The organism is Sphingomonas sp. SORGH_AS_0789, assembly GCF_031453055.1.
GTDB lineage: Bacteria > Pseudomonadota > Alphaproteobacteria > Sphingomonadales > Sphingomonadaceae > Sphingomonas.
The window spans coordinates 2790581-2813941 of sequence record NZ_JAVIYV010000001.1; the positions used below are offsets into that span (position 1 = coordinate 2790581).

The 23361-nt window shown below is 68.3% G+C and carries 18 protein-coding genes and 1 pseudogene; 12 read left to right on the forward strand and 7 right to left on the reverse strand.

Annotation, left to right across the window (positions count from 1 at the left end; translation table 11 throughout):
- Window positions 1-93 precede the first annotated feature (93 nt).
- Window positions 94-711: an HdeD family acid-resistance protein gene (locus QE360_RS12870; protein WP_309702049.1), complete on the reverse strand. Its 618-nt coding sequence runs from the start codon at window positions 709-711 to the stop codon at window positions 94-96.
- Between the two features lie 98 nt (window positions 712-809).
- Between QE360_RS12870 and dnaE the strand changes: the two genes are divergently transcribed.
- A complete protein-coding gene (gene dnaE, locus QE360_RS12875) occupies window positions 810-4253 on the forward strand; it encodes a DNA polymerase III subunit alpha (protein WP_405052681.1) in 3444 nt (1147 codons plus the stop codon).
- Between the two features lie 278 nt (window positions 4254-4531).
- Here the strand turns inward: dnaE and QE360_RS12880 are convergent, their stop codons facing one another.
- Window positions 4532-4666, reverse strand: coding sequence for a hypothetical protein (locus QE360_RS12880; protein ID WP_309702054.1), 135 nt, complete (start codon window positions 4664-4666; stop codon window positions 4532-4534).
- A gap of 48 nt (window positions 4667-4714) precedes the next feature.
- Window positions 4715-5782, reverse strand: a complete 1068-nt coding sequence (locus tag QE360_RS12885; protein WP_309702056.1) for a PA0069 family radical SAM protein — start codon at window positions 5780-5782, stop codon at window positions 4715-4717.
- A 67-nt stretch (window positions 5783-5849) separates the two neighbouring features.
- On the opposite strand from QE360_RS12885, the gene QE360_RS12890 reads away from it, so the two are divergent.
- Complete coding sequence (locus QE360_RS12890) at window positions 5850-6182, forward strand: VOC family protein (RefSeq protein ID WP_309702057.1); 333 nt, start codon at window positions 5850-5852, stop codon at window positions 6180-6182.
- A 6-nt stretch (window positions 6183-6188) separates the two neighbouring features.
- Here QE360_RS12890 and moaB read toward each other — a convergent pair whose 3' ends face one another.
- From moaB to QE360_RS12905, 3 genes are all read right to left on the reverse strand, one after another.
- Window positions 6189-6716, reverse strand: coding sequence for a molybdenum cofactor biosynthesis protein B (gene moaB / locus QE360_RS12895; RefSeq protein WP_309702059.1), 528 nt, complete (start codon window positions 6714-6716; stop codon window positions 6189-6191).
- Between the two features lie 554 nt (window positions 6717-7270).
- Window positions 7271-9139, reverse strand: coding sequence for a lytic transglycosylase domain-containing protein (locus QE360_RS12900; protein ID WP_309702062.1), 1869 nt, complete (start codon window positions 9137-9139; stop codon window positions 7271-7273).
- A complete protein-coding gene (locus QE360_RS12905) occupies window positions 9136-9915 on the reverse strand; it encodes a uracil-DNA glycosylase (RefSeq protein WP_309702065.1) in 780 nt (259 codons plus the stop codon). The genes QE360_RS12900 and QE360_RS12905 overlap by 4 nt, the downstream gene beginning before the upstream one ends.
- 143 nt (window positions 9916-10058) lie before the next feature.
- Here QE360_RS12905 and QE360_RS12910 point away from each other — a divergent pair, with 143 nt between their 5' ends.
- From QE360_RS12910 to QE360_RS12935, 6 genes and pseudogenes are all read left to right on the forward strand, one after another.
- On the forward strand, window positions 10059-11714 hold the full coding sequence (locus QE360_RS12910) for an electron transfer flavoprotein-ubiquinone oxidoreductase (protein ID WP_309702067.1): 1656 nt from the start codon (window positions 10059-10061) through the stop codon (window positions 11712-11714).
- A gap of 25 nt (window positions 11715-11739) precedes the next feature.
- Window positions 11740-13296: a tetratricopeptide repeat protein gene (locus tag QE360_RS12915; RefSeq protein WP_309702069.1), complete on the forward strand. Its 1557-nt coding sequence runs from the start codon at window positions 11740-11742 to the stop codon at window positions 13294-13296.
- 41 nt (window positions 13297-13337) lie between these two features.
- On the forward strand, window positions 13338-14174 hold the full coding sequence (locus tag QE360_RS12920; protein WP_309702071.1) for a 4-(cytidine 5'-diphospho)-2-C-methyl-D-erythritol kinase: 837 nt from the start codon (window positions 13338-13340) through the stop codon (window positions 14172-14174).
- A 93-nt stretch (window positions 14175-14267) separates the two neighbouring features.
- A complete protein-coding gene (recA, locus tag QE360_RS12925; protein ID WP_307099453.1) occupies window positions 14268-15341 on the forward strand; it encodes a recombinase RecA in 1074 nt (357 codons plus the stop codon).
- Between the two features lie 62 nt (window positions 15342-15403).
- The gene (locus tag QE360_RS12930; protein ID WP_309702073.1) at window positions 15404-16249 is read left to right on the forward strand and encodes a class I SAM-dependent methyltransferase; all 846 of its coding nucleotides are present in this window, start codon (window positions 15404-15406) and stop codon (window positions 16247-16249) included.
- A gap of 87 nt (window positions 16250-16336) precedes the next feature.
- Window positions 16337-16965, forward strand: a pseudogene (locus QE360_RS12935) (glutathione S-transferase).
- A 61-nt stretch (window positions 16966-17026) separates the two neighbouring features.
- Here QE360_RS12935 and QE360_RS12940 read toward each other — a convergent pair.
- Entirely contained in the window at window positions 17027-18358 is a 1332-nt protein-coding gene (locus QE360_RS12940; protein WP_309702076.1) for a dicarboxylate/amino acid:cation symporter, read from the reverse strand.
- 88 nt (window positions 18359-18446) lie between these two features.
- On the opposite strand from QE360_RS12940, the gene QE360_RS12945 reads away from it, so the two are divergent.
- Genes QE360_RS12945 through alaS form a run of 4 tightly spaced genes read left to right on the forward strand, consistent with a single transcriptional unit; the run spans window position 18447 to window position 23356 of the window.
- Window positions 18447-19691: a Xaa-Pro peptidase family protein gene (locus QE360_RS12945; RefSeq protein ID WP_309702077.1), complete on the forward strand. Its 1245-nt coding sequence runs from the start codon at window positions 18447-18449 to the stop codon at window positions 19689-19691.
- Entirely contained in the window at window positions 19688-20365 is a 678-nt protein-coding gene (locus tag QE360_RS12950) for a phytanoyl-CoA dioxygenase family protein (protein ID WP_309702078.1), read from the forward strand. Before QE360_RS12945 ends, QE360_RS12950 begins: the two co-directional genes overlap by 4 nt.
- On the forward strand, window positions 20362-20661 hold the full coding sequence (locus tag QE360_RS12955) for a hypothetical protein (RefSeq protein WP_309702081.1): 300 nt from the start codon (window positions 20362-20364) through the stop codon (window positions 20659-20661). Before QE360_RS12950 ends, QE360_RS12955 begins: the two co-directional genes overlap by 4 nt.
- A 46-nt stretch (window positions 20662-20707) precedes the next feature.
- Window positions 20708-23356 (forward strand): alanine--tRNA ligase, encoded by a 2649-nt coding sequence (gene alaS / locus QE360_RS12960; RefSeq protein ID WP_309702082.1) that lies wholly within the window; start codon window positions 20708-20710, stop codon window positions 23354-23356.
- Window positions 23357-23361: the final 5 nt, after the last annotated feature.

The following is a 23361-nucleotide window of genomic DNA, read 5'->3' on the forward strand; positions in this document are numbered from 1 at the left end:
GGATGTCCGGGCGTGCGCTTCGACTTCGCTCAGCATGAACGGAGGTTGGTCCGAACGGCCGTTCAGCCTGAGCGAAGTCGAAGGCCAAGTGTCTCAAAGCGAAAACGCACTCGCCCCCTTCTTGTGATCCAGTGCCGAGGCGATGGAGGTGATCCCGCCGAACAGGAAGCTCAGGCCCAGGATATAGCCCGGCAACGTCATCGCGCTCCATGGCAGCGTCGCCAGCACGAACAGCGCCAGGATGATGTTCAGCACGCCCAGCGCGATCATCCAGCCGCGCCGCCGCCGCATCCGCGCGCCCAGCCCGATTTCCAGCACGCCCCGTAGCGCCAGCCACGCCGCGATCAGCAGCGTGATCGAAATCGCCCCGGTCGCGGGCTCGAACGCCATGATCAGCCCGATGACCAGCGACACGATCCCGAAGCCGATTGCATAGCCGCGCCCCTCATGCCCCTTGCCGAAGATACCGGCACCGATCGACACCAGCCCCGAGGCGATGAGGAACGCGCCGATCACCAGCGTCGCGGCGAAGGTGGCGGGCACGGGGAACAGGAACGCCGCCAGACCCAGCAAGGCCGACAGGATGCCGTAAGCCAGGATCCAGCCCCATCCGGCACCGGGCCGAAGCGAGGCGGCAAAGGAACGGTCCGTATCGGTCATCATCACGTCCTTGAGCGAGATCAGGATATTCTGTCGGCGTAACGACTCCATTTGGCCGGGGTTCCGTGCTGGTCGAATCATGTCGCTTGGCGTAAGGGTGCGTGATGCATTCCGGATATGTGCCGCTTCGCATCTTTTCCTCCTTCACGATGCTCGACGGCGCGATCGATCCCAAGGCGATTGCGGCGCAGGCCAAGGCGAACGCTTTTCCCGCCGCCGGGCTGACCGACCGCAACGGCCTCTATGCCGCGATGGCCTTTTCGGACGCCGCCAAGAAGGCCGGGGTACAGCCGGTGATCGGGACTATGCTGGGCGTGGCGCGGCCGGACATGCCCGACAATGTCGGCGCGGTGGTCGACTGGATCGCGCTCTATGCGCAGGACATGACCGGCTATGACAATCTGTGCGCGCTGGTGTCGGCGGCGCATCTCGACCGGCCGATCGAGCTGGCGGCGCATGTCGCCTTCGACACGCTGGAGAAGTTCAGCACCGGCCTGATCGCGCTGACCGCCGCCGGGGAGGGCGGCATCGCACGGCTGTTCGCCGAAGGCCAGCCGGACCGCGCCAAGGCCTATGCCGACCGGCTCCAGGCGATCTTTGGCGACCGGCTCTATGTCGAACTGGCGCGGCGGGACGATCCCGTCGAGATCGCGGCCGAGCAGGATCTGATCGACCTGGCCTATGACCGCGACCTGCCCCTGGTCGCGACCAATCCCTGCTGTTTCGCCGATAGCGGCTTCCGCGATGCGCATGATGCCATGCTGTGCATCGCCAATTCGACCTATGTCGAAATGGACGACCGCCCCAAGAGCAGCCCCGAGGCCTGGCTGAAGCCCGCCGAGGTGATGAAGCAGCTCTTCGCCGACCTGCCCGAAGCGATCGACAACACGCTGGTCGTGGCACAGCGCTGCGCGGTGATGGCGCCGTGGCGCAAGCCCATCCTGCCCAGCCTGGCGGGCGACCGCGAGGGCGAGGCGGCGATGCTGCGCCGCGACGCGACGGCGGGGCTGGAGGCGCGGCTCGACCGTATCGCCGAGCTGGAGGGTGAGGGCGAACCCGGCTGGCGCGAGGCTTATCACGAACGGCTCAAGTTCGAGGTCGACATCATCATCCAGATGGGCTTCCCCGGATATTTCCTGATCGTCGCCGACTTCATCAAATGGGCCAAGGATCACGACATTCCCGTCGGGCCGGGCCGCGGTTCGGGCGCGGGCTCGGTCGTCGCCTGGGCGTTGACCATCACCGACCTCGATCCGTTGAAGCTGGGCCTGCTGTTCGAGCGCTTCCTGAACCCGGAACGCGTTTCGATGCCCGACTTCGACATCGACTTCTGCGAAACCCGGCGCGGCGAGGTCATACGCTACGTTCAGGAGAAATATGGCCGCGATCAGGTCGCGCAGATCATCACCTTCGGTAAGCTGAAGGCGCGCGCCGTGCTCAAGGACACCGGCCGCGTGCTCCAGATGAGCTATGGCCAGGTCGACCGCCTCGCCAAGCTGGTCCCCAACCACCCGACCGACCCCTGGGACCTGAAGCGTGCGCTGAACGGCGTGCCGGAGTTGGCGAAGGAATATGCCAACGACAACCAGGTCCGCCGGTTGCTCGACCTGGCGACCAAGCTGGAGGGCCTGCCGCGCCACAGCTCGACCCATGCCGCCGGTGTGGTGATCGGCGACCGGCCGCTGGCGCAGCTGGTCCCGCTCTATCGCGACCCGCGCTCGGACATGCCGGTCACGCAGTTCGACATGAAGTTCGTCGAGGGCGCGGGGCTGGTCAAGTTCGACTTCCTCGGCCTCAAGACGCTGTCTGTGCTGCAAAAGGCGGTGCAGCTGCTCGCCAAGCGCGGGGTCGAGGTCGATCTCGGGGCCTTGGCCTGGGATGACGAGGCCACTTATGCTCTTCTGCAGAAGGGCGACACGGTCGGCGTGTTCCAGCTGGAATCGGAAGGGATGCGGCGCACCCTGTCCGCCGTGCGCCCGACCAATTTCGGCGACATCATCGCGCTCGTGTCGCTCTATCGGCCGGGTCCGATGGACAATATCCCCAGCTTCGGTCGCCGCAAGCAGGGGACCGAGGAGATCGTCTACCCGCATCCCCTGCTCGAACAGATCTTGTCCGAGACCTATGGCATCTTCGTCTATCAGGAACAGGTGATGCAGGCCGCGCAGATCCTGGCGGGCTATTCGCTGGGCGGCGCGGATCTTCTCCGTCGTGCGATGGGCAAGAAGGTGAAGGCGGAGATGGACGCGCAGCGCGCCATCTTCGTTAAGGGATGCCAGGAGGTGAACGGTATCCCGTCGCAAAAGGCCAATGAACTGTTCGACTTGATCGACAAGTTCGCCGGCTATGGCTTCAACAAGAGCCACGCGGCGGCCTATGCGCTGCTCGCCTATCAGACCGCGTGGCTGAAGGCGCATCATCCGCACGAATTCTACGCCGCGTCGATGTGCTACGACATGGCGCTGACCGACAAGCTGGCGATCTTCGTCGACGATGCGCGGCGGATGGGCGTGACGATGCTGCCGCCCTGCATCAACGCCAGCCAGGCCGAGTTCGATGTCGAGCCGCATGAGGACGGTCTGGCCGTCCGCTATGCGCTCGGCGCGCTCAAGTCGGTGGGCGAGGGCGCGATGGAGAAACTGGTCGTCGAGCGCAATGCGGGCGGCCCCTTCGCCTCGCTCGATGCGCTGGCCAAGCGGGTCGATCCGCGCCTGATGAACAAGCGCCAGCTGGAGACGCTGGCGTCGGCAGGTGCGTTTGACGGGATCGAGGTCAACCGTGCGGGCGTCCATGCGGTCGCCGAAACCGTCCTCGCCATCGCAGCGCGCACCCATGAGGGGCGGACGAGCGGGCAGGGGGGGCTGTTCGGCGAGACCGAGGTGGCGGGCGACGCGATCAAGCTGCCGACCGGCACCCGCTGGAGCCTGTCGCAGCGGATGGAGCAGGAGAAGGAGGCGTTCGGCTTCTATTTCTCCGCTCATCCGGTCGACCGCCATGCACATATCGCCAAGATGCACGGCGCGCGGACCTATACCTCGCTGACCGACCTGATCATCCCCGACGACGGCGCACGGATCGGCGCGACCATGGCGGTGCTGGTCGAGGATGCGCGCTGGCGGACCTCGGCGCGGGGCAAGCGCTATATGATGGCGCAGCTATCCGACGCGACGGGGCAGTTCCTGGCGACCTGTTTCGACGATTCGGTGGCGGGCGATCTGGAAAAGGCCGCCAAGGAGGGCGATTGTGCGCTCATCACCGTCGAGCTGGATCGCCGTCCGGGCGAAGAGGCGCCGCGTGTCAGCATCAAGCGGGTCCAGCCGTTCGACGGGCTCGCCAGCACCGCGAAGTTCGTGGTCGAGGTGACGGTGGCGGACAAGGCGGCGTTCAAGGCGCTCCACGCGATGCTCGACCCGCTGCGCAACGGCCGGGGTGAGGTCCGGGCGCGGATCGCGGGGACGGACGGCGATACGCTGCTGATGCTGGGGCGCAACTTTCTGCTCGACGCCGAGCTGGCCAGCCATATCGAGGACCTGCCGGGCGTGACCGCGGTGGCGATGAAGTCGTCCGAAGCGCGGCTGGCGTTGGTAGGCTAGGGCGGATCGACCTTCAGTATTGCGTCTTCTTCTCCTCTCCCCTGGACAGGGGAGAGGGTTAGCGAAGCTTGCCAGCTTGCTGACTAGCGCAGCTTGGGTGAGGGGTTGAGCGAGCCAAAAGGCTCGCGCGCTCGCTTCGCGAGCGCCCACCCCTCACCCAGCTCCGACTAAGCCTTTGCTTTCGCAAAGGCCAAGTCTGCGCAACCCTCTCCCCTCTGCGAGGGGCGAGGGAGGGGCAGGTATCGCTGAATATTGTTCGGGTGGTGACGCAATCAGCCTCAGCCGCCAACCTCGCGGCGATCCTGCTCTTCTTCGCCCGCTTCGCCATGATTGCCATAGCCGCCACCGGGGCTGTCGGCCTCGTCCTCGTTCGGCACCTGTTCGGGCTGGGTCTGTTCGGGGTCGTGGATCATCGTCGCTCTCCTTCCCGGTCCCAACGCGCGGGCAAAGCGGGATGATCCTCAGAACAGCTCGCCCTGCGGGCCGCTCGGCGGACGGAACTGGCCGGTGTCGAGCGGCGGCCGGTCGCGATTGAGGCCATGCAACCGACAGGCGCGGTGGAAGCGGACGCGCAGCAATTCCGCCCAGGGGCCTTGCCCGCGCATCCGGGTGAAGAAATCGGGATCATTGTCGCGTCCCCCGCGCAACGACTGGATGATCGCCATCACCTTGCCCGCGCGCTCGGGGAAATGCGTGTCCAGCCAGGCGCGGAACAGGGGCGCGACCTCGTGCGGCAGGCGGACGGGAATGAAGAAGGCATGGCGCGCCCCGGCCTCGGCGGCGCGGGCGATCAGATGCTCGATCTCGTGATCGGTGATCGCGGGGATGACCGGCGCGATCGAGACATAGGTGGGGATGCCCGCCGCCGCCAGCTTCGCCACCGCCGCCAGCCGCCGCTCGGGCGTCGGCGCGCGGGGCTCGACCGTGCGCGCGATCCTGGCGTCGAGCGAGGTGATCGACACGCACACCGTCGCCAGCCCCCGGGCCGCCATCGGGGCCAGGATGTCGATGTCGCGCACGACGCGGTCCGATTTGGTCGTGATCGCCAGCGGATGGTTCGTCTCCGCCAGCACGCCCAGAATGTCGCGGGTGATCCGCCATTCGCCCTCGATCGGCTGATAGGGGTCGGTGTTGGTGCCCAGCGCGATCGGCGCGACGCGGTAGCCGGGCCTGGCCAGTTCGGCGCGCAGCAATTCGGCGGCGTTCGGCTTGGCGAACAGCCGGCTTTCGAAATCCAGTCCCGGCGACAGGTCGTGATAGGCGTGGCTGGGCCGCGCGAAGCAATAGATGCAGCCATGCTCGCAGCCGCGATAGGGATTGATCGAGCGGTCGAACGGCACGTCGGGCGAGCTGTTGCGGCTCAGGATCGTGCGCGGCAGCTCGACGGTCACGCTGGTCCGCAAGGGGGGCGGGGCGCCATCGACCTGATCCTGCATATCGAGCCAGTCGCCGTCGGCCATGACCTGCGGCAAGGCGAAACGGGCGCTGGTCGCGTTGACCGTCGCACCGCGTGGAGTCCGCCTGGCCATATCGCGCTTGCCCATCGCCCGAAACTAGGGCAGGAAATGGAACATAGCAAGAACGAAGGAGTCGGTCATGGCGCGTCTGGACTATCTCGAACTGCCGGTCGGAGACCGGGCGGCGGCGAAGCGTTTCTATGCCGAGGCGTTCGGCTGGCGCTTCACCGATTTCGGGCCGGACTATGCCGCGACGATGAGCGGGGATACCGATGTCGGGCTGGACGCCTCACCCGAAAAGGTGAAGGCGCCGCTGCCCGTCATCCGGGTCGAGGCGCTGGAGGCGACGCTCTCGGCGGTCGAGGCGGCGGGCGGGACGGTCGTGGTGCCGATCTTCGCCTTTCCGGGCGGGCGGCGCTTTCATTTCCGCGATGTCGACGGGCATGAGCTCGCCGTGATGCAGGCGGATTGACGCCGGTCAGCGTTCCAGCAGGCGGGGCATCAGCTCGACGAAGTTGCACGGGCGGTGGCGGCTGTCGAGCTGGTCGCGCAGGATGCCGTTCCACGCGTCCTTAACTGCCCCGGTCGATCCGGGCAGCGCGAAGATATAGGTGCCGCGCGCGACGCAGGCGCAGGCGCGCGACTGGATGGTCGAGGTGCCGATCGTCTGGAAGCTGAGCCAGCGGAACAGCTCGCCGAAGCCGGGGATCATCTTGGTCGCGACCTGTTCGACCGCCTCGGGGGTGACGTCGCGCCCCGTGACGCCGGTGCCGCCGGTGGTCAGGATGCAGTCGATGCTGGCATCCTCGATCCAGCGGTTCAGCTGGGCGACGATCTGGTCGGTATCGTCACGCAGGATGCTGCGCGCGGCGAGTTCATGCCCCGCCTCGGTCAGCAGTCCCGCCAGCGTGTCGCCCGAGCGGTCTTCCGCCAGCGAGCGGGTGTCGGAGACGGTCAGCACCGCGATGCGGACGGGCAGGAAGGTGCGGCTTGTGTCGATGGGCATGGGGGGTGAACGTCTCTGCGGGAGTTTCGGGGGCGGCTTGGCGGGCGGAGGGGCGTGGCCTTCGACGTCGCTCAGGCGGAACGGAGGGGAGGGACTGGCGGGCGGAAGCGATATTCGGGTTGCGTCATGGCTGGCCTGTCGGGAAAGGGGCGGTGTGATCGACCACGCCAGCGAGGGCGGATCGACAGTCAGTATTGCGTCTTCTTCCCCTCTCCCCTGGACAGGGGAGAGGGTTAGCGAAGCTTGCCAGCCTGCTGGCTAGCGCAGCTTGGGTGAGGGGTTGAGCGAGCCAAAAGGCTCGCGCGCTCGCTTCGCGAGCGCTCACCCCTCACCCAGCTCCGACTAAGTCTTTGCTCTCGCAAAGACCAAGTCTGCGCAACCCTCTCCCCTCTGCGAGGGGCGAGGGAAGAACAAGGCATCGCTGAATGTCGATCGGTCCGAAGACACACCTCCGTCGATCTTTACCGGGTAGAAATGGTGATGGGCCTCGCACCTTCCGTTCAGCCTGAGCGAAGTCGAAGGCCAAGCGAAACCCTCGGCCCCGAAACCCCCGCTCAATTCGCCTGGGGCAGCGCGGTGCTCGACTGCGGGTTCACCGCCGCGTTCAGCGCGATGGTCGTCCGGCGGGGCAGGCTCGCCTGCGCGGTGTTGGGCCGTTGGAGCCGTACCGCGCTGGCCCCCGGAAGGCCGGGGAAGCGCGGCCACATCCCCTGGGCCAGCGCGGCGCGGCTGGGCGACTTGGCCTTGCCGGTCTGGCCTTCGTACATCCAGTAATTGCGCAGCACCGTGGTCACGTAACCGCGCGTCTCCCAATAGGGGATGCTCTCGATATAGAGGAGCGGGTCGCCATTGTCGCGGACCAGGCTGTTCCATTCGCCGACCGGCTTGGGGCCGGCATTATAGGCCGCGATCACCTTGGGCAGCAGGCCGCCGGTCACGCCGGTCATGTCGCGCAACCGCTCCAGATGCCGCTGGCCGATATCCATATTGGTCGACGGCTTGGTCAGCGCCGAGCGGTCGATCGACACGCCGCGTTCGCGCGCGAAGTCCGTGGCGGCGGCGGGCATGATCTGCATCAGGCCATAGGCGCCCGCCGGGCTGACCACCTTGTTGCGAAAGCCGCTTTCCTGAAGCGTGTGCGCATAGACCAGCGCCTTTTCGACTCGCCAGCCGCTGTCGGGTGTCCAACTGGGTGTCGGATAGCGCGCCTCGGCGGTGGCGGTGACGCCCGCCGGGCAGTTGTGCGCCAGCCATACGGTCGTGGCGGGAAGGTCGAGCGATTCGGCCAGGCGGACGAGGTTGCGGAACTCCTGCGGCTGGCCGATCCGCGCCTGCTGGCGGATGACCTGGTCGGCCAGATCGGTCTCGCCGATCTCGACCAGCGCGGCGGCGACGAGGATGTTGGGGCGACGGTCGAGCGCGACCCAGTCGGTCGCGACCAGCTGTCCGCGCGGCTCGCGGTCGCCGCGCATGCCCAGCGCCTGGCGCGCGAGCTGACCATAGAAGCTTTCGCGGAACTGCGAGGCGGAGCGGAGCCGCCCCTCGACCTTGTCGGGACGGCCGCAGACCATGTCGGCGCGCGCGGCCCAATAGAGCGCGGCGGCACGCAGGTCGACATCGGTGGCGCGCGCCGCCGTGCCCTCGAACGCGGTCTCGGCGGCCTGGCAGTCATTCTGCCGCCACGCCGACAGCGCGGTGGTCCAGCGCCCCTGCACCGCCCATTCGCCGGTCCCGTCGGCCGCCTTGGCCGCCATGGTCCGGGCATTGGCATCGTCGCCCATCAGGAAATAGATCCAGGCGACGCGCTGCTGCCACTCGGTCAGTGCCTCGGGCGACAGGCCTTGGGTCGCATCGAGCAGGGCCTGGGCCGAGGGGCCGTCATCGGCCTTGATGAAGGGCTGCATCCGCACCGCCAGCTCGGCGGCGATCTGGTCGCTCCTGACGCTCTTGGCGCGGACGCGGCGGGGGGCGCCGTCCTGCCAGATCAGGCTGTGCGCCTCGGGCAGCGGGGGAAGATCCTTCGCGCCGCGCGACCGGGCGAGCCGGGCGAGCTGTTCGGCCTGGGGCAGTTCGGGTGCTTCGTTGAGGAGCGCGACCAGCCGCTCGGCATCGACCCTGGGCGATCCCTTGGCGGTGTAGAGTTCGGCGCGGGCGATGGCGTGGAGGGGCCCCGGCTTCAGCGAGTCGAGCTCCAGCTGCGCATCGGTCCAGCGGCTCTCGCGGATCGCGGTGAAGATGCGCGCATAGCCCGCCTTCTGATCGGCATCGAGCAGCGCGGGGATGGCGGGCGGGGCCTTTGGCGAGGCGGTGGCGCGGGCATCCGCCGCGGGTTCTCCCGGCGCGGCGGCGAAGGCGGTGCCGGTTCCGGCCGCCAGCAAAGCCCCGATGGTCGCCGTCCGTGCGATCGCCTGGCCCAGCTTCATGCGCGCATGTCCCCCATGATCCTTTGCAAATCCTTCCAGCTTTCCGCCTTTGCCATCGGCTTTTCGATCAGAAAGCGCGGATGGAAACTGGCGACCGCCTGGCTTTTGCCGCTTTTATGGTCAACGGCATGCGAATGTCCGCGCGCGCTGGTGAGTTCGGTCCCGAGCACGGCACGGCTCGCCGCATTGCCCAGCAGGAGCAGCGAACGCGGCCGGACCAGCCCGATATGATGCAGCGAAATCTCGGCCAGCCGCGTCTCCAGTCCCGCCGGAGTCCGGCCCGCCAGCGGCCGCCGCGCGCAGACCGAGGCGAGGTGGACGGTCTCACGAGACTGGCCGATGGCGGCGAGCATCCGGTCGAACAACCGACCGGCCGCGCCCGACAATATCTGTCCCGCTTCGCCGTCGTCGCGGTCGGGACAATCGACCAGCACCATCAGTGGCGCCTCGGCGGGGCCGGTGGCGGTCAGCGAGATGCCGTCCCATGCCGCCTCCGGCGCGGCGTCGGACAGGCGCCAGGCCAGGAAGGCGTCCAGCGTATCGGGCAGCAGCGCGGCCGGGGCGGCGGCGGGCAGGGCGGGGACCAGCCCCGGTGCGGGCAGCGGAGCGGGCGCGGGTGCGGCGAAGCCGATCGGCCGCACGGGCTCGGCGGCCATCCAGTCGCGGGGTTCGTCCTCGACCAGCAGGTCGACGCCCGCGTCATGCCACCAGTCGAGCACGCTGGCCGCCTGTGCGCTGTCGAACGGTGCGCTGTCGAACGTCGGAAAAGCCCCCATATGGGATTAGCCCATGCTGCAAGGTTGACGTGCGCGTCAATCTGTCGGATCGGCTGTCAGGACAAGATGTTTCCCGTCCGCGCCCGGACGAGCCCGATCCACGGGACGCTACGGCAGCGGTACGGACCAGATGCGAGGATGCCATGAGCGAACGCGAATCGATGCCCTATGACGTGGTGATCGTCGGCGCCGGGCCAGCGGGCCTGTCGGCCGCGATCCGCCTGAAGCAGCTGGCGACGCAAGGCGGCGCCGAGCTGTCGGTCTGCGTGCTGGAAAAAGGCTCGGAGGTCGGCGCGCACATCCTGTCGGGCGCGGTGATCGATCCGATCGCGCTCGACGAGCTGCTGCCCGACTGGCGCGACGACGGCTGTCCGCTGGCCGAGGTGCCGGTGACCGAGAATCATCACTGGATCCTGACCGCGGGCAAGCATCGCAACGTGCCGCACGCGCTGGTCCCGCCCTTCATGCACAACAAGGGCACCTATACGGGGAGCCTCGGCAATCTGTGCCGCTGGCTGGCGGGCAAGGCCGAGGAACTGGGCGTCGAGATCTTCCCCGGTTTCGCCGCCGCCGAAATCCTGTTCCACGAGGATGGCCGGGTGAAGGGCGTGGCGACCGGCGACATGGGCGTGGCGCGCGACGGCACGCGCAAGCCCGATTACCAGCCGGGCCTGGAGCTCCACGCCAAATACACCTTCTTCGCCGAGGGCGTGCGCGGGCATCTGTCCAAGGAGATCATCCGCCAGTTCGACCTGGCGCGCGACAGCGATCCGCAGATTTACGGTCTGGGCATCAAGGAATTGTGGGACATCGATCCCGCCAAGCATGTGCCGGGCCGCGTCATCCATACCCAGGGCTGGCCGCTGGGCGACGACGCCAATGGCGGCGGCTTCATCTACCACCAGGCGGGGGGGCAGGTCGCGATCGGCTTCGTGACGTGGCTGAATTACTCCAACCCGTACATCTCCCCGTTCCAGGAGATGCAGAAGTGGAAGACCCATCCGGTCATCGCCGAGCTGCTGAAGGGCGGCAAGCGCGTCTCTTACGGCGCGCGGGCGATCAATGACGGCGGGTTGCAGGCGATCCCCAAGCTGACCTTCCCCGGCGGCGTGCTGGTCGGCTGTTCGGCGGGCTTCCTCAATGTGCCGCGGATCAAGGGCACGCACGGCGCGATGAAGTCGGCGATGCTGGCCGCCGAGGCGGCGTTCGCGGCGGTGCAGGCGGGGCGCGAGGGCGACGAGCTGACCGACTATCCCGAGGCGTTCCGCGCCTCCTGGCTCTACAAGGAGCTGGCGGGCGTCCGCAACGTCGTGCCGCTGGTCAAGAAATATGGCGACTTCGTCGGCAGCGGGCTTGCCAACGTCACCATGTGGTCGGAGCATTTCGGGCTGAAAATGCCCTTCACCATGAAGCACAAGCCCGATCACGAGACGCTGTGGCGCAAGGATCAGGTGAAGAAGCCCGACTATCCCAAGCCCGACGGCGTGCTGACCTTCGATCGCCTCTCCTCGGTGTTCCTGTCGAACACCAACCATGAGGAGGATCAGCCGGTCCATCTGACGCTCAAGGATGCGAGCGTGCCGATCGCGCACAACCTGCCGCTGTTCGACGAGCCCGCGCAACGCTACTGCCCGGCGGGTGTTTATGAGGTGGTCGGCGTGGACGAGGGCGATCCGAAATTCGTGATCAACGCCCAGAACTGCGTCCACTGCAAGACGTGCGACATCAAGGACCCGACCCAGAATATCAACTGGGTCGTACCCGAAGGCGGCGGAGGACCCAATTATCCCAATATGTAAGCGTCGGCTCGTCTCCTTCCTATCGGTGACCGTCCTGGCCTCCGCCGCCTGGACGGCGCCCGTGGCGGCGGCGGTTCGTGCCACGCCCGAGCCGCTGTCCGCCTATCTCGCCGCCCGCGTCGCGGCGGCCGAGGGGCGCGCGGCCGAGGCGGCGGGCGATTATGCGACCGCGCTGACGGGGTGGCCCGACGATCCGGCGGTGGCGGTGCGCGCCTATCGCGAGGCGATGATCAGCGGCGACGAGGCGCTGGCGCTGCGCGCCGCGCGCGTCATGCAGGCCGAAAAGGTCGCGCCGATCGACGTGACGCTGCTCGACCTGGCGATCGCGGCGCGCAAGGGCGACCGGGCGGGCTATGACGCGGCGATCGCAGGGATCGCCGGTGGGCCGCTCAAGATTCTGTCGCCGGTGCTGAAGGCCTGGGCGGCCTGGGATCGCCGACAGCCGGTCGAACCCGCGCTCGACAGCGCGGGCAAGGAGCCGGTCGCGCGGCGGCTGGCCGAGGAGCATCGGCTGCTGCTGGCGCTGGCGGCGAGGAAGATGGACGATTCCTCGGTCCGGCTGCTGCTGGAGGCGATGCGCCCGCCCGCCGACACCCGGATCGCCGCCGCCGCGCTGATGGCGGGCCATGGCGACGAGGCCGATGCGCGCAGCCTGATGACCGATCCGCTGGTCGATGCCGGTCGCAAGGCGCTGGGCGTCAAGCCGGACCTGGGCTTCGGCGTGTCGCAACTGTTCGTCCGCGTCGGTGCCGAGCTGGCGAGCGATGGCCCGCGCCCGCTGGTCATCGCGCTTGCGCGCACCGCGCTGATCGCCGATCCGGGGAATGACCGGGCACGGCTGTTGCTGGCCGAGGCGCTGTCGAAGGACGAGGCATGGGACGCCGCGATTGCCGCGCTGGCGGGGGTGGACCCGCACCGCGCCTTTGCCCACCGTGCGGCGGTGGTGCGGGTCGGGCTGCTCGGGGCAGCCGGGCGGACGGGCGAGGCGCTGATGCTGGCGCGCGGGCTGGCGACCGCGAAGAATGCGACAGTCGACGACTGGCAGGTTTATGCCGACCAGCTGATCGCCGCCGGGCAACCCGCCGAGGCGGTGCCCTGGTACGAACGGGTGACCCGCGCCGATCCGCCGCTGCCCTGGGCGGCCTGGCTGCAATATGGCGGCGCGCTGGATCAGGCGGGGCGGCGCGAGGAGGCGGATGCGGCGCTCGCCCGCGCGGTGGCGCTGGCGCCGGACGAGCCGCTGGCGCTCAACTATCTGGGCTATGCGCGGGTCGAGCGGGGGCAGGATGTCGCGGGCTCGCTGGCCATGCTGGAGCGGGCGAGCAAGCTGGCGCCCGACAATGGCTCGATCACCGATTCGCTGGGATGGGCCTATTTCCGGGCGGGGCAGCCCGGGCGCGCGCTGCCGCTGATCGAGCGTGCCGCCATGGCCGAGCCCGCCAATAGCGAGATCAGCGATCATCTGGGCGACATCTACTGGTCGCTGGGGCGGCATTACGAGGCGCGCTATGCCTGGCGCGCGGCGGCGCTGACCGCCGACGAGAGCGAACGGGCGCGGATCACGCCCAAGCTGTCGCGCTGATCGCTCTTGCTGGCAGGCGCGCGGCGTCGCATGGGGCGGGGATGACCGCCATTGTCGAGACCGCGCCCGCCAAGATCAATCTGGCCCTTCACGTCCGGGCGCGCCGGGCGGACGGCTATCATGAGCTGGAAACGCTGTTCGCCTTTTGCCGCGATGGCGATGTCGTGACGGTCGCCCCCGCCGCCACGACCGGCCTGACGCTGAGCGGGCCGTTCGCCGACCGTCTGGCGGGCGAGGCGCAGCAGGACAATCTGGTCATGAGGGCCGCGCAGGGCTTCGGCGTGCGGTTCGGCGTTGCGGCGCACCATGCGATCACGCTCGACAAGCATCTGCCGGTCGCCTCGGGCATCGGTGGCGGGTCGGCGGATGCGGCGGCGACGCTGCGCGCACTGGCGCGGCTGCATGGCGTGGCGCCCGACCATCCCGAATTGTTCGCGCTGGCGGGCGAGCTGGGCGCGGACGTGCCCGCCTGTCTGCTCGGCCGGACCGCATGGGGCCGGGGCAAGGGGGATGCGCTGCAACCCCTGCCGCCGCTGGGCGATGTGCCGGTGCTGCTGGTCAATCCGGGCGTCGGCGTGTCGACGGCGGCGGTGTTCGGCCGCTGGGACGGCACGGATCGCGGCGGGCTGGGAGAGGGCGAGGTGATGGCGGTCGCGGCGGCGGGGCGGAACGATCTCGAGCCCCCGGCGCGCGCGCTGGCCCCGGCGATCGACGCGGTGCTGGCCTTTCTGGACCAGGCGCCCGGCGTCGGGCTGTCGCGCATGTCGGGGTCGGGGGCGACCTGCTTTGCGATCTTCGGCACCGTCGCGGACCGGGACGCGGCGGCGAGCCGGGCGCGCGACCAGGGCTGGTGGGCGCTGCCGACTTTTTTGACCTGATATTTGTTCCCATCTTGTTCCTGTGGAACAAAGTGCATACATTGCAGATGCGTTGAATGGACCACGCGCTTGGTCTAGCGAAGGAAGCATCTGATGGCCGCCAATCTGAAAGTGATCGAAACAGGCATGGCAACCGCAAACGCAGACCGTCAAAAGGCGCTCGACGCCGCGCTCGCTCAGATCGACCGGGCGTTCGGCAAGGGCTCGGCGATGAAGCTGGGGCAGAAGGAGACGATGCAGGTCGAGGCGATCTCGACCGGCTCGCTGGGGCTCGACATCGCGCTGGGCGTGGGCGGCTTGCCGCGCGGTCGCGTGATCGAGGTCTATGGCCCCGAATCCTCGGGCAAGACCACTCTGGCGCTGCACGTCATCGCCGAGGCGCAGAAGATGGGCGGCACCGCCGCCTTCGTCGACGCCGAACACGCGCTCGACCCGGTCTATGCCAAGAAGCTGGGCGTCAACATCGACGAACTGATCGTGTCGCAGCCGGATACCGGCGAGCAGGCGCTGGAGATCACCGACACGCTGGTCCGCTCGAACGCGATCGACGTGCTGGTGGTCGACTCGGTCGCCGCGCTGGTGCCGCGCGCCGAGATCGAGGGCGAAATGGGCGACAGCCATGTCGGCCTTCAGGCCCGTCTGATGTCGCAGTCGCTGCGCAAGCTGACCGGATCGATCAGCCGTTCGCGCTGCATGGTGATCTTCATCAACCAGCTGCGCATGAAGATCGGCGTGATGTACGGCAACCCGGAGACGACGACGGGCGGCAACGCGCTGAAATTCTATGCCTCGGTCCGGCTCGACATCCGTCGCACCGGCCAGATCAAGGACCGTGAGGACATTACCGGCAACGCGACCCGCGTGAAGGTGGTGAAGAACAAGGTCGCCCCGCCGTTCAAGCAGGTCGAATTCGACATCATGTATGGCGAGGGCATCTCGAAGATCGGCGAGATCCTCGATCTGGGCGTCAAGGCGGGACTGGTCGAGAAGTCGGGCAGCTGGTTCTCCTACGACTCGGTCCGTATCGGGCAGGGGCGTGAGAACGCCAAGAACTACCTGCGCGAGAATCCCGACATGGCCGACCGCCTGGAACGTGCGATTCGCCAGCGGACCGAGCAGGTGGCCGAGGACATGATGACCGGCCCCGACGCGGACGACGATCTGTAAGAGGGACCAGCGGCCCGCCGGAGACGGCGGGCCGTTTTGCTTTGGGGGACGATAGGGGGGCGATGACCAGCGGACTGGATTGGAGCGGCCGGGTCGGCGATGTCTGGGCCGAGCAATGGCGTCGCACCGAACGCAGCTTCACCCATCTGACGGCGCATCTCGACGCCGCCATCGCCGCCGTCGCGCCCCGGCGGGGGCGGGCGCTGGATATAGGCTGCGGCGTCGGGTCGACCGGCTTGGCGCTCCGGGCGGCGCGTCCCGAACTGGACGTCGTCGGGGTCGACCTGTCGCCGGAAATGCTGGCCCTGGCAGGGACGCGGGCGGTGGACGTGGAGGGCCGGGGCGGGGCGCTCCGTTTCGTCTGCGGCGACGCGGTGTCGATCGCCGCGTCCGAGGGGCCGTTCGACCTCTTCGTCTCGCGTCACGGCGTGATGTTCTTTCCCGACCCCGTCGCGGCGTTCACGGGCTTGCGGGCGGCCGCGTCGCCGGGGGCGGCGATGGTCTTTTCCTGCTTCGACGAGCGGGCGCGCAACGGATTTGCGACGCTGGCGGACGAGGCGGTCGGCCATTCGCCCGCGCCCGCCGCCGGTTACGAACCGGGCCCCTTCGCCTTTGCCGATTCGCATCGCGTGGGGGCATGGCTGGGACAGGCCGGATGGGCGCTGGAGGCCGCCGCGCGGGTCGATTTCGAATATGTCGTCGGGCAGGGCGCGACGCCGGTCGAGGATGCGGTGGATTTCCTGTCCCGCATCGGCCCGGCGGCGCGCGCGATGGCGACCGCCGCCCCGGACGAGCGGGCGCGGATTGCGGCGGCGTTGCACGAGGGGCTGTCCCATCACCGGATCGGCGATCAGGTGGCCCTGCCGGCCTCCGCCTGGATCTGGCGGGTAAGGGCGGGAGCGGCCTGAGCCACCGGCCCATGGCCGCTTTGCGGCGGCCTTTGGGCCTTGCGGTCGGTCTGGCGCGTTACCCCGCCCGCATCATGGGGAACAGGCATGACGATCATCGTCCATCATCTCGAAAATTCGCGGTCGCAACGCATCCTGTGGATGCTGGAGGAACTCGACCTGCCCTATGCGGTGAAACGCTATCGGCGCGACCGCAAGACGATGCTTGCCCCGCGCGAGCTGCGCGCGGTCCATCCGCTCGGCAAATCGCCGGTGATCGAGGATGACGGCATGGTGATCGCCGAGACGGGGGCGATCATCGAATATCTGGTCGGCAAGGCCGATGGCCGCCTGGGCCCGCCCGCGCACCGCGACGCGGTGCAACGCTGGCGCTTCTGGCTGCATTATGCCGAGGGCTCGCTGATGCCGCCCCTGTTCGTCCTGCTCGTGCTCAGCCGCATTCCCGTGCTGGGCAAGGCGGCGATCAAGCGGTTCATGCCGATGATCGGCCGGCATCTCGATTATGTCGAAAGCGAGCTGACCCATTCGCCCTGGTTCGCGGGCGACCAGTTCACCGCGGCGGACATCATCATGAGCTTCCCGCTCGAGGCGGCGCGGTCGCGGGCGGGGCTGGACGAAAGCCGCCCCGCGACGATCGCCTGGCTGGAACGCATCCACGCCCGCGCCCCGCCTATCAGGTCGCGCTCGCCAAGGGCGGCCCCTATGCCTATGCCTGAAAAGGACGATCCCGCTCGGCCATAGGGGGCAGGGCCGCCCCTCGCGTGACGGGTGGGGAGATCAATGCCCCCCGATCTGCCGGAAGCTGTCGGGGGCGGGCTGGGCCGGATGTCCCGACGGTGCGTGGAGCGACTCGACATCGACCGGCTCGGGCTCGTCGAGCGGCCCCTCCCACTTCGCGATGACCGCACTGGCCACCGCATTGCCGATCACGTTGGTCGCCGACCGGCCCATGTCGAGGAAATGGTCGACCGCCAGGATCAGCAACAGCCCCGCCTCGGGAATGTGGAACATCGGCATCGTCGCCGCGATCACCACCAGCGAGGCGCGCGGTACGCCCGCAATCCCCTTCGACGTGACCATCAGGACCAGCAGCATGGTGATCTGCTGCCCGATCGACAGGTCGATGCCGTACGCCTGGGCGATGAACAGCGACGCGAACGTCATGTACATCATCGACCCGTCGAGGTTGAACGAATAGCCCAGCGGCAGCACGAAGCTGGCGATGCGCGGCGGCACGCCGAACCGGTCCAGCCCCTCCAGGATGCGCGGATAGGCGGCCTCGGACGAGGCGGTCGAAAAGGCCAATATCAACGGCGCGCGGATATGCGACAGAAGCTCGCGGATGCGCCCGCCGATGAACAGCGTCGCGACGGCGATCAGCACCACCCAGAGCAGCAGCAGCCCGAGATAGAAGCTGCCCATGAACACCGCGAGATTGCCGATGACCCCCGGCCCCCGCTCGGTCAGCGTGCCCGCGACCGCGCCGAACACGGCCAGCGGCGCCAGGCGCATGACATAATCGGTCACCTGCAACATGACCGCGACCAGCGCATCGACCGCGCGGACCAGCGGCGCGGCGCGCTCGCCGACCGCGGTGATCGCCACGCCCAGGAACAGCGATCCGATGACGATCTGCAACACCTCGTTGGTCGCCATCGCCTCGACCAGCGAGGCGGGGACCAGATGGGTGACGAATTTCTGAAGGTCGAACCCGGTCTTCACCACCCCGCTATCGGCGGTGACGGCGGGCAGCGGCAGGTTCAGGCCGACGCCCGGATGCAGCAGGTTGACCAGGATCATGCCCAGGCTGAGCGAGACCAGGCTGGCCGAGATGAACCAGGCGAGCGATCGAAAACCGATCCGCCCCAATGCCTTGGTATCGCCCATCTGCGCGATGCCCGAGACCAGGGTGGCGAAGACGAGTGGTGCGATGATCATCTTGATCAGCCGCAGGAACAGGCCGGTGACGATCGCGAAATAGCCGGCGATCGTCTTCAACTCGGCGGCCGCCGCGGCGCTGCCGTCGTCGAGCGACAGGTTGAGCGCCAGTCCGACGACGAGCCCGAGAAGCAGCCCGATGAAGATGTACAAGGTCAGCCGCTTGGCCATGCATACCCCAATATAGATTACGCGCGCGAGCCAAGGGCATTGCGGCGCTCAGGTCAAGAATTCTATCGTCGCGGTTATGCAGACCCCGATGTCCCGCCGCGCCGTGCTCGCCGCCGCCGCCCTGCCGCTCCTCGTCCGCCCCGGCCTGTTGCGCGCGGCCGAACCCGATCTGGCGGGGCTGTCCGACATGACCGGCGGCGCGGTGCCGATCGGCGCGCAGGAGCGGGCCCGGCGGCTGTCCCGCGCGCAGGCGCTGATGAAGGCGAACGGCATCGGCGCGATCCTGATCGAGCCGGGATCGTCCATGGTCTATTTCACCGGCGTCCAATGGTGGCGCAGCGAGCGGCTGACCGCCGCGATCCTGCCGGTCGAGGGGGAGCCGTGCATCGTCACCCCGTACTTCGAGGAACCCTCGGTCCGCGAGACGCTGGCGGTGCCCGCCGAGATACGGGTGTGGCAGGAGGACCAGAACCCGCTCGCCATCGTCGCGGGCTTCCTGCACGACCGCAAGCTGGATGGCCGTCCGGTGGGGATCGAGGAAACGGCGCGCTTCTTCGCCTTTGACGGGCTGCGACGGGTGTTGCCGGGGGCGCGGCTCGTCTCGGCCAATCCGGTCGTGCGCGGGTGCCGGATGATCAAGGCCCCCGCCGAGATCGCGCTGATGCAACTCGCGACCGATGTGACGATGGCGGCCTATCGCTGGCTCCACCCGCGCGTCGAGGCGGGGATGACCGGCGCGGAGATCGGCGCGCTGATGAGCGCCGCGACGCGCAAGCTGGGCGGCAGTCCGGAGTTCAGCATGGCGTTGATCGGCGAAGCCTCCGCCTATCCGCATGGCAGCCGCCAGGTGCACCGGGTGGCGCAGGGGCAGGTCGTGCTGATGGACTGCGGCTGCACGGTGCAGGGCTATCAGTCCGATGTCTCGCGAAGCTGGGTCCATGGCGCGGCGGCCGCCGAGCAGCGCAAGGTCTGGGATCTGGTCGCCAAGGGGCAGCAGGTGGCGCGGGCGGCGGCGCGGATCGGCGCCCCGGCGGGTAGCATCGACGACGCGGTGCGGCGGTTCTACGAGGGGCAGGGCTTCGGCCCCGGCTATCGCCTGCCCGGCCTGTCGCACCGGACGGGGCACGGCATCGGCCTGGACGGGCACGAGCCGGTCAATCTGGTGCATGGTGAGGCGACACCGCTGGCGCCCGGCATGTGCTTTTCCAACGAACCCGGCCTGTATCTGCCCGGCAAGTTCGGCATCCGGATCGAGGATTGCTTCCACATGACGGAGAGCGGGCCGGTCTGGTTCTCGACGCCGCCCACCTCGCTCGAGGCGCCGATCGGATGATCGCCGAACTGGACGCGCGCGGCTATGCCCTTTGGCCGTCGCGACTGGATCGGGGCGAGCTTGCCGAACTGGCACGACTATTCGGTGACTGGCCTGAGGGGCGTCCCGGACAGCGGATCGATCCCGCGCGGGTCGCGCGCCTCGGGGGTGTTCGTCGGCTCTGTACCGCCATGGTGCCGGTGATCGGCCAGGGCGTGCGGCCGGTTCGCGCGATCCTGTTCGACAAGCAGGACGGCGGGAACTGGGCGCTGGGCTGGCATCAGGATCGCACGATCGAAGTGGTGGAGCGGCGAGAGGTCGCGGGCTTCGGGCCGTGGACGGTCAAGCAGGGCCGGGTCCATGTCGCGCCGCCGGTGTCGCTGTTGGAGCGGATGGTGACGGTGCGCTTCCATCTCGATCCGGTCGATGCGGACAATGCGCCGCTGCTGGTCGCGCCGGGGTCCCACCGGCTGGGCCTGATCGCGGAGGATGCCATATCCGGTGTGGTCGACCGACTGGGTGACGATGCCTGTCTGGCCGGGGCGGGTTCGGTGTGGCTGTACCGGACGCCGATCCTTCACGCGTCCGCGCGGTCGGCACCGGGGCGGCGTCGACGGGTGTTGCAGATCGATCTGTCGGCGGACAACTTGCCCGGCGGCCTGTCCTGGAGCACGGATGGCGAAGGGAGGGCATGATGAACGCCGATGTGATCGTCGCATTGCTGGTCGGGTTCGCCAACGGCCTTCTGGGCACCGCCATTTTCTGCGCCTTTGCCCATTGGCTGCTCGGCCGGGTGTTCGATGTGGCCGATCCGCGATTGCCCGCCTTTCTGTTCGTCCTGGGCCTGACGCTGGGGCGGTTCGAGCATGCGGCGGATATGGCGGGGCATCCGGTGGGGCGGCTGGTCGGTGATATGCTGGGTTTCGCGCTGATCTGGTATCTGTGGTGGCGTCGTCCGGCGGTCCGGGCCGATGCGATGGAACGCCCCTGACGCGCGGGCGCTTGAGCGCGCGCGAAACCTCGCCTAAGTCGCGTGCATGACCTCGACCAACGACATCCGCCGCGGCTTTCTCGACTATTTCGGAAGCGAAGGGCACCAGATCGTGCCTTCCGCGCCGCTCGTGCCGCAGAACGACCCGACGCTGATGTTCGTGAATGCGGGCATGGTGCCGTTCAAGAACGTGTTCACCGGCCTGGAATCGCGCCCCTATTCGACCGCGACCAGCTCGCAGAAATGCGTGCGCGCCGGGGGCAAGCATAACGATCTCGACAATGTCGGCTATACCGCGCGGCATCACACCTTCTTTGAAATGCTGGGCAATTTCTCGTTCGGCGACTATTTCAAGGAACAGGCGATCACCCATGCCTGGACCCTGCTGACCAAGGTCTGGGGCATTCCCGCCGAAAAGCTGACCGCCACCGTCTATCACACCGATGACGAGGCGTTCGCGCTGTGGAAGAAGATCGCGGGGCTCCCCGATCACAAGATCATCCGCATCCCGACCAAGGACAATTTCTGGGCGATGGGCGAAAATGGGCCGTGCGGTCCGTGCTCGGAAATCTTCTACGACCACGGCGACCATATCTATGGTGGCCCTCCCGGCAGCCCGGAAGAGGATGGCGACCGATTCGTCGAGATCTGGAACTTGGTCTTCATGCAGTTCGAGCAGGAAGCCAATGAGATCGTCGGCGAGCTGCCCAAGAAGTCGATCGACACCGGCATGGGGCTGGAGCGGATCGCGGCCGTGCTTCAGGGCGTGCACGACAATTACGACACCGACACCTTCAAGGCGCTGATCGCCGCCTCGTGCGAGCTGACCCACACCAAGGCCGAGGACGGTCAGAAGGCGTCGCACCGCGTGATCGCCGACCATCTGCGCTCGGCGGGCTTCCTGGTCGCCGACGGCGTGCTGCCCGCCAATGAAGGGCGCGGCTATGTCCTGCGCCGCATCATGCGCCGCGCGATGCGGCACGCCCACCTGCTGGGCGCCAAGGAGCCGTTGATGCACCGGCTGGTCCCCGCGCTGGTCGCCGAGATGGGCGCGGCCTATCCCGAGCTGGTCCGCGCGCAGCCGCTGATCGAAGCGACGCTCCGCCAGGAGGAAACCCGCTTCCGCCAGACGCTGGACAAGGGCCTCAAGCTGCTCGACGAGGCGACGGCGGGCATGGCCCCCGGCGCGACGCTGGCGGGTGAGACGGCGTTCAAGCTCTATGACACCTATGGCTTCCCCTATGACCTGACCGAGGACGCGCTACGGGCGCAGAATCTGTCGGTCGACCGGGCGGGCTTCGACGCCGCCATGGCCGAGCAGAAGCGCGCCGCGCGCGCCGCCTGGAAGGGCTCGGGCGCGAAGGCGTCGGACGATGTCTGGTTCGACATCGCCGAAGAGACGGGCTCGACCGAGTTCCTCGGCTATGCCTCGGACACCGGCGAGGGCGAAGTACTGGCGCTGGTCAAGGACGGCGCGCGGGTCGACAGCGCGGCCGCTGGCGAGAGCGTCGCGATCATCGTCAACCAGACGCCTTTCTATGGCGAGAGCGGCGGCCAGGTCGGCGATACCGGCACCATTTCCAGCGACGCCGGGCTCAAGGCGATCGTCACCGACACCTCGAAGCAGCTCGGCCGCGTGTTCGTGCACAATGCCGAAATTCAGGAAGGCGGGATCAAGGTCGGCGACAGCGTGAAGCTGGCGATCGACACCACCCGCCGCGCCGCGATCCGCGCCAACCACTCGGCGACGCACCTGCTGCACGAGGCGCTTCGCCAGCGGCTGGGCACCCATGTCGCGCAGAAGGGCTCGATGGTCGCGCCCGAGCGCCTGCGCTTCGACTTCTCGCAGCCGGTCGGCATGACCGCCGACGACATTGCCGAGGTCGAGGCGCGCGTGAACGAACAGGTGCGCGGCAACGGCCCCGTCGTCACCCGGCTGATGACGCCCGACGAGGCGATCGAAATGGGCGCGATGGCGCTGTTCGGCGAGAAGTACGGTGACGAGGTGCGCGTCGTGTCGATGGGCGAGGATGCCGACGGCACCTACAGCCTCGAACTCTGCGGCGGCACGCATGTCGGTGCGCTGGGCGAGATCGGCGTGTTCAAGATCGTGTCCGAAGGCGCGGTGTCGAGCGGCGTGCGCCGGGTCGAGGCGCTGACCGGCGAGGGCGCGCGCGCCTATCTCGGCCACCGCGACGATATGCTCAAGGCCGCCGCCGCGACGCTGAAGACCACGCCCGACGAGGTGCCCGCGCGCATCGCGGCTTTGGTCGAGGATCGCCGTCGCCTGGAGCGCGAACTGGCCGAGGCCAAGAAGGCGCTGGCGATGGGCGGCGGAGCCGGAGGGGCTGCCGCCGGACCCGAGCAGATCGGCGATGTCGCGTTCATCGGCCAGGTGCTCGACGGGTTCGAGGCCAAGGGGCTGCGCGGCGCGGTGGACGATGCCAAGCAGCGGCTGGGCGGATCGGGCGTCGCGGTGATGGTCGCGATCAATGACGGCCGCGCCTCGGTCGCGGTCGGCGTCACCGACGACCTGACGGCCAGGCACAATGCGGTCGAGCTCCTGCGCAAGGCGGTGGCGGCGCTGGGCGGGCAGGGCGGCGGCGGCCGTCCTGACATGGCGCAAGGCGGCGGGCCGGACGGCACCAAGGGCGCCGAGGCGGTTCAGGCGGTACGGGACGCGCTGGCCGCTTGAACGTA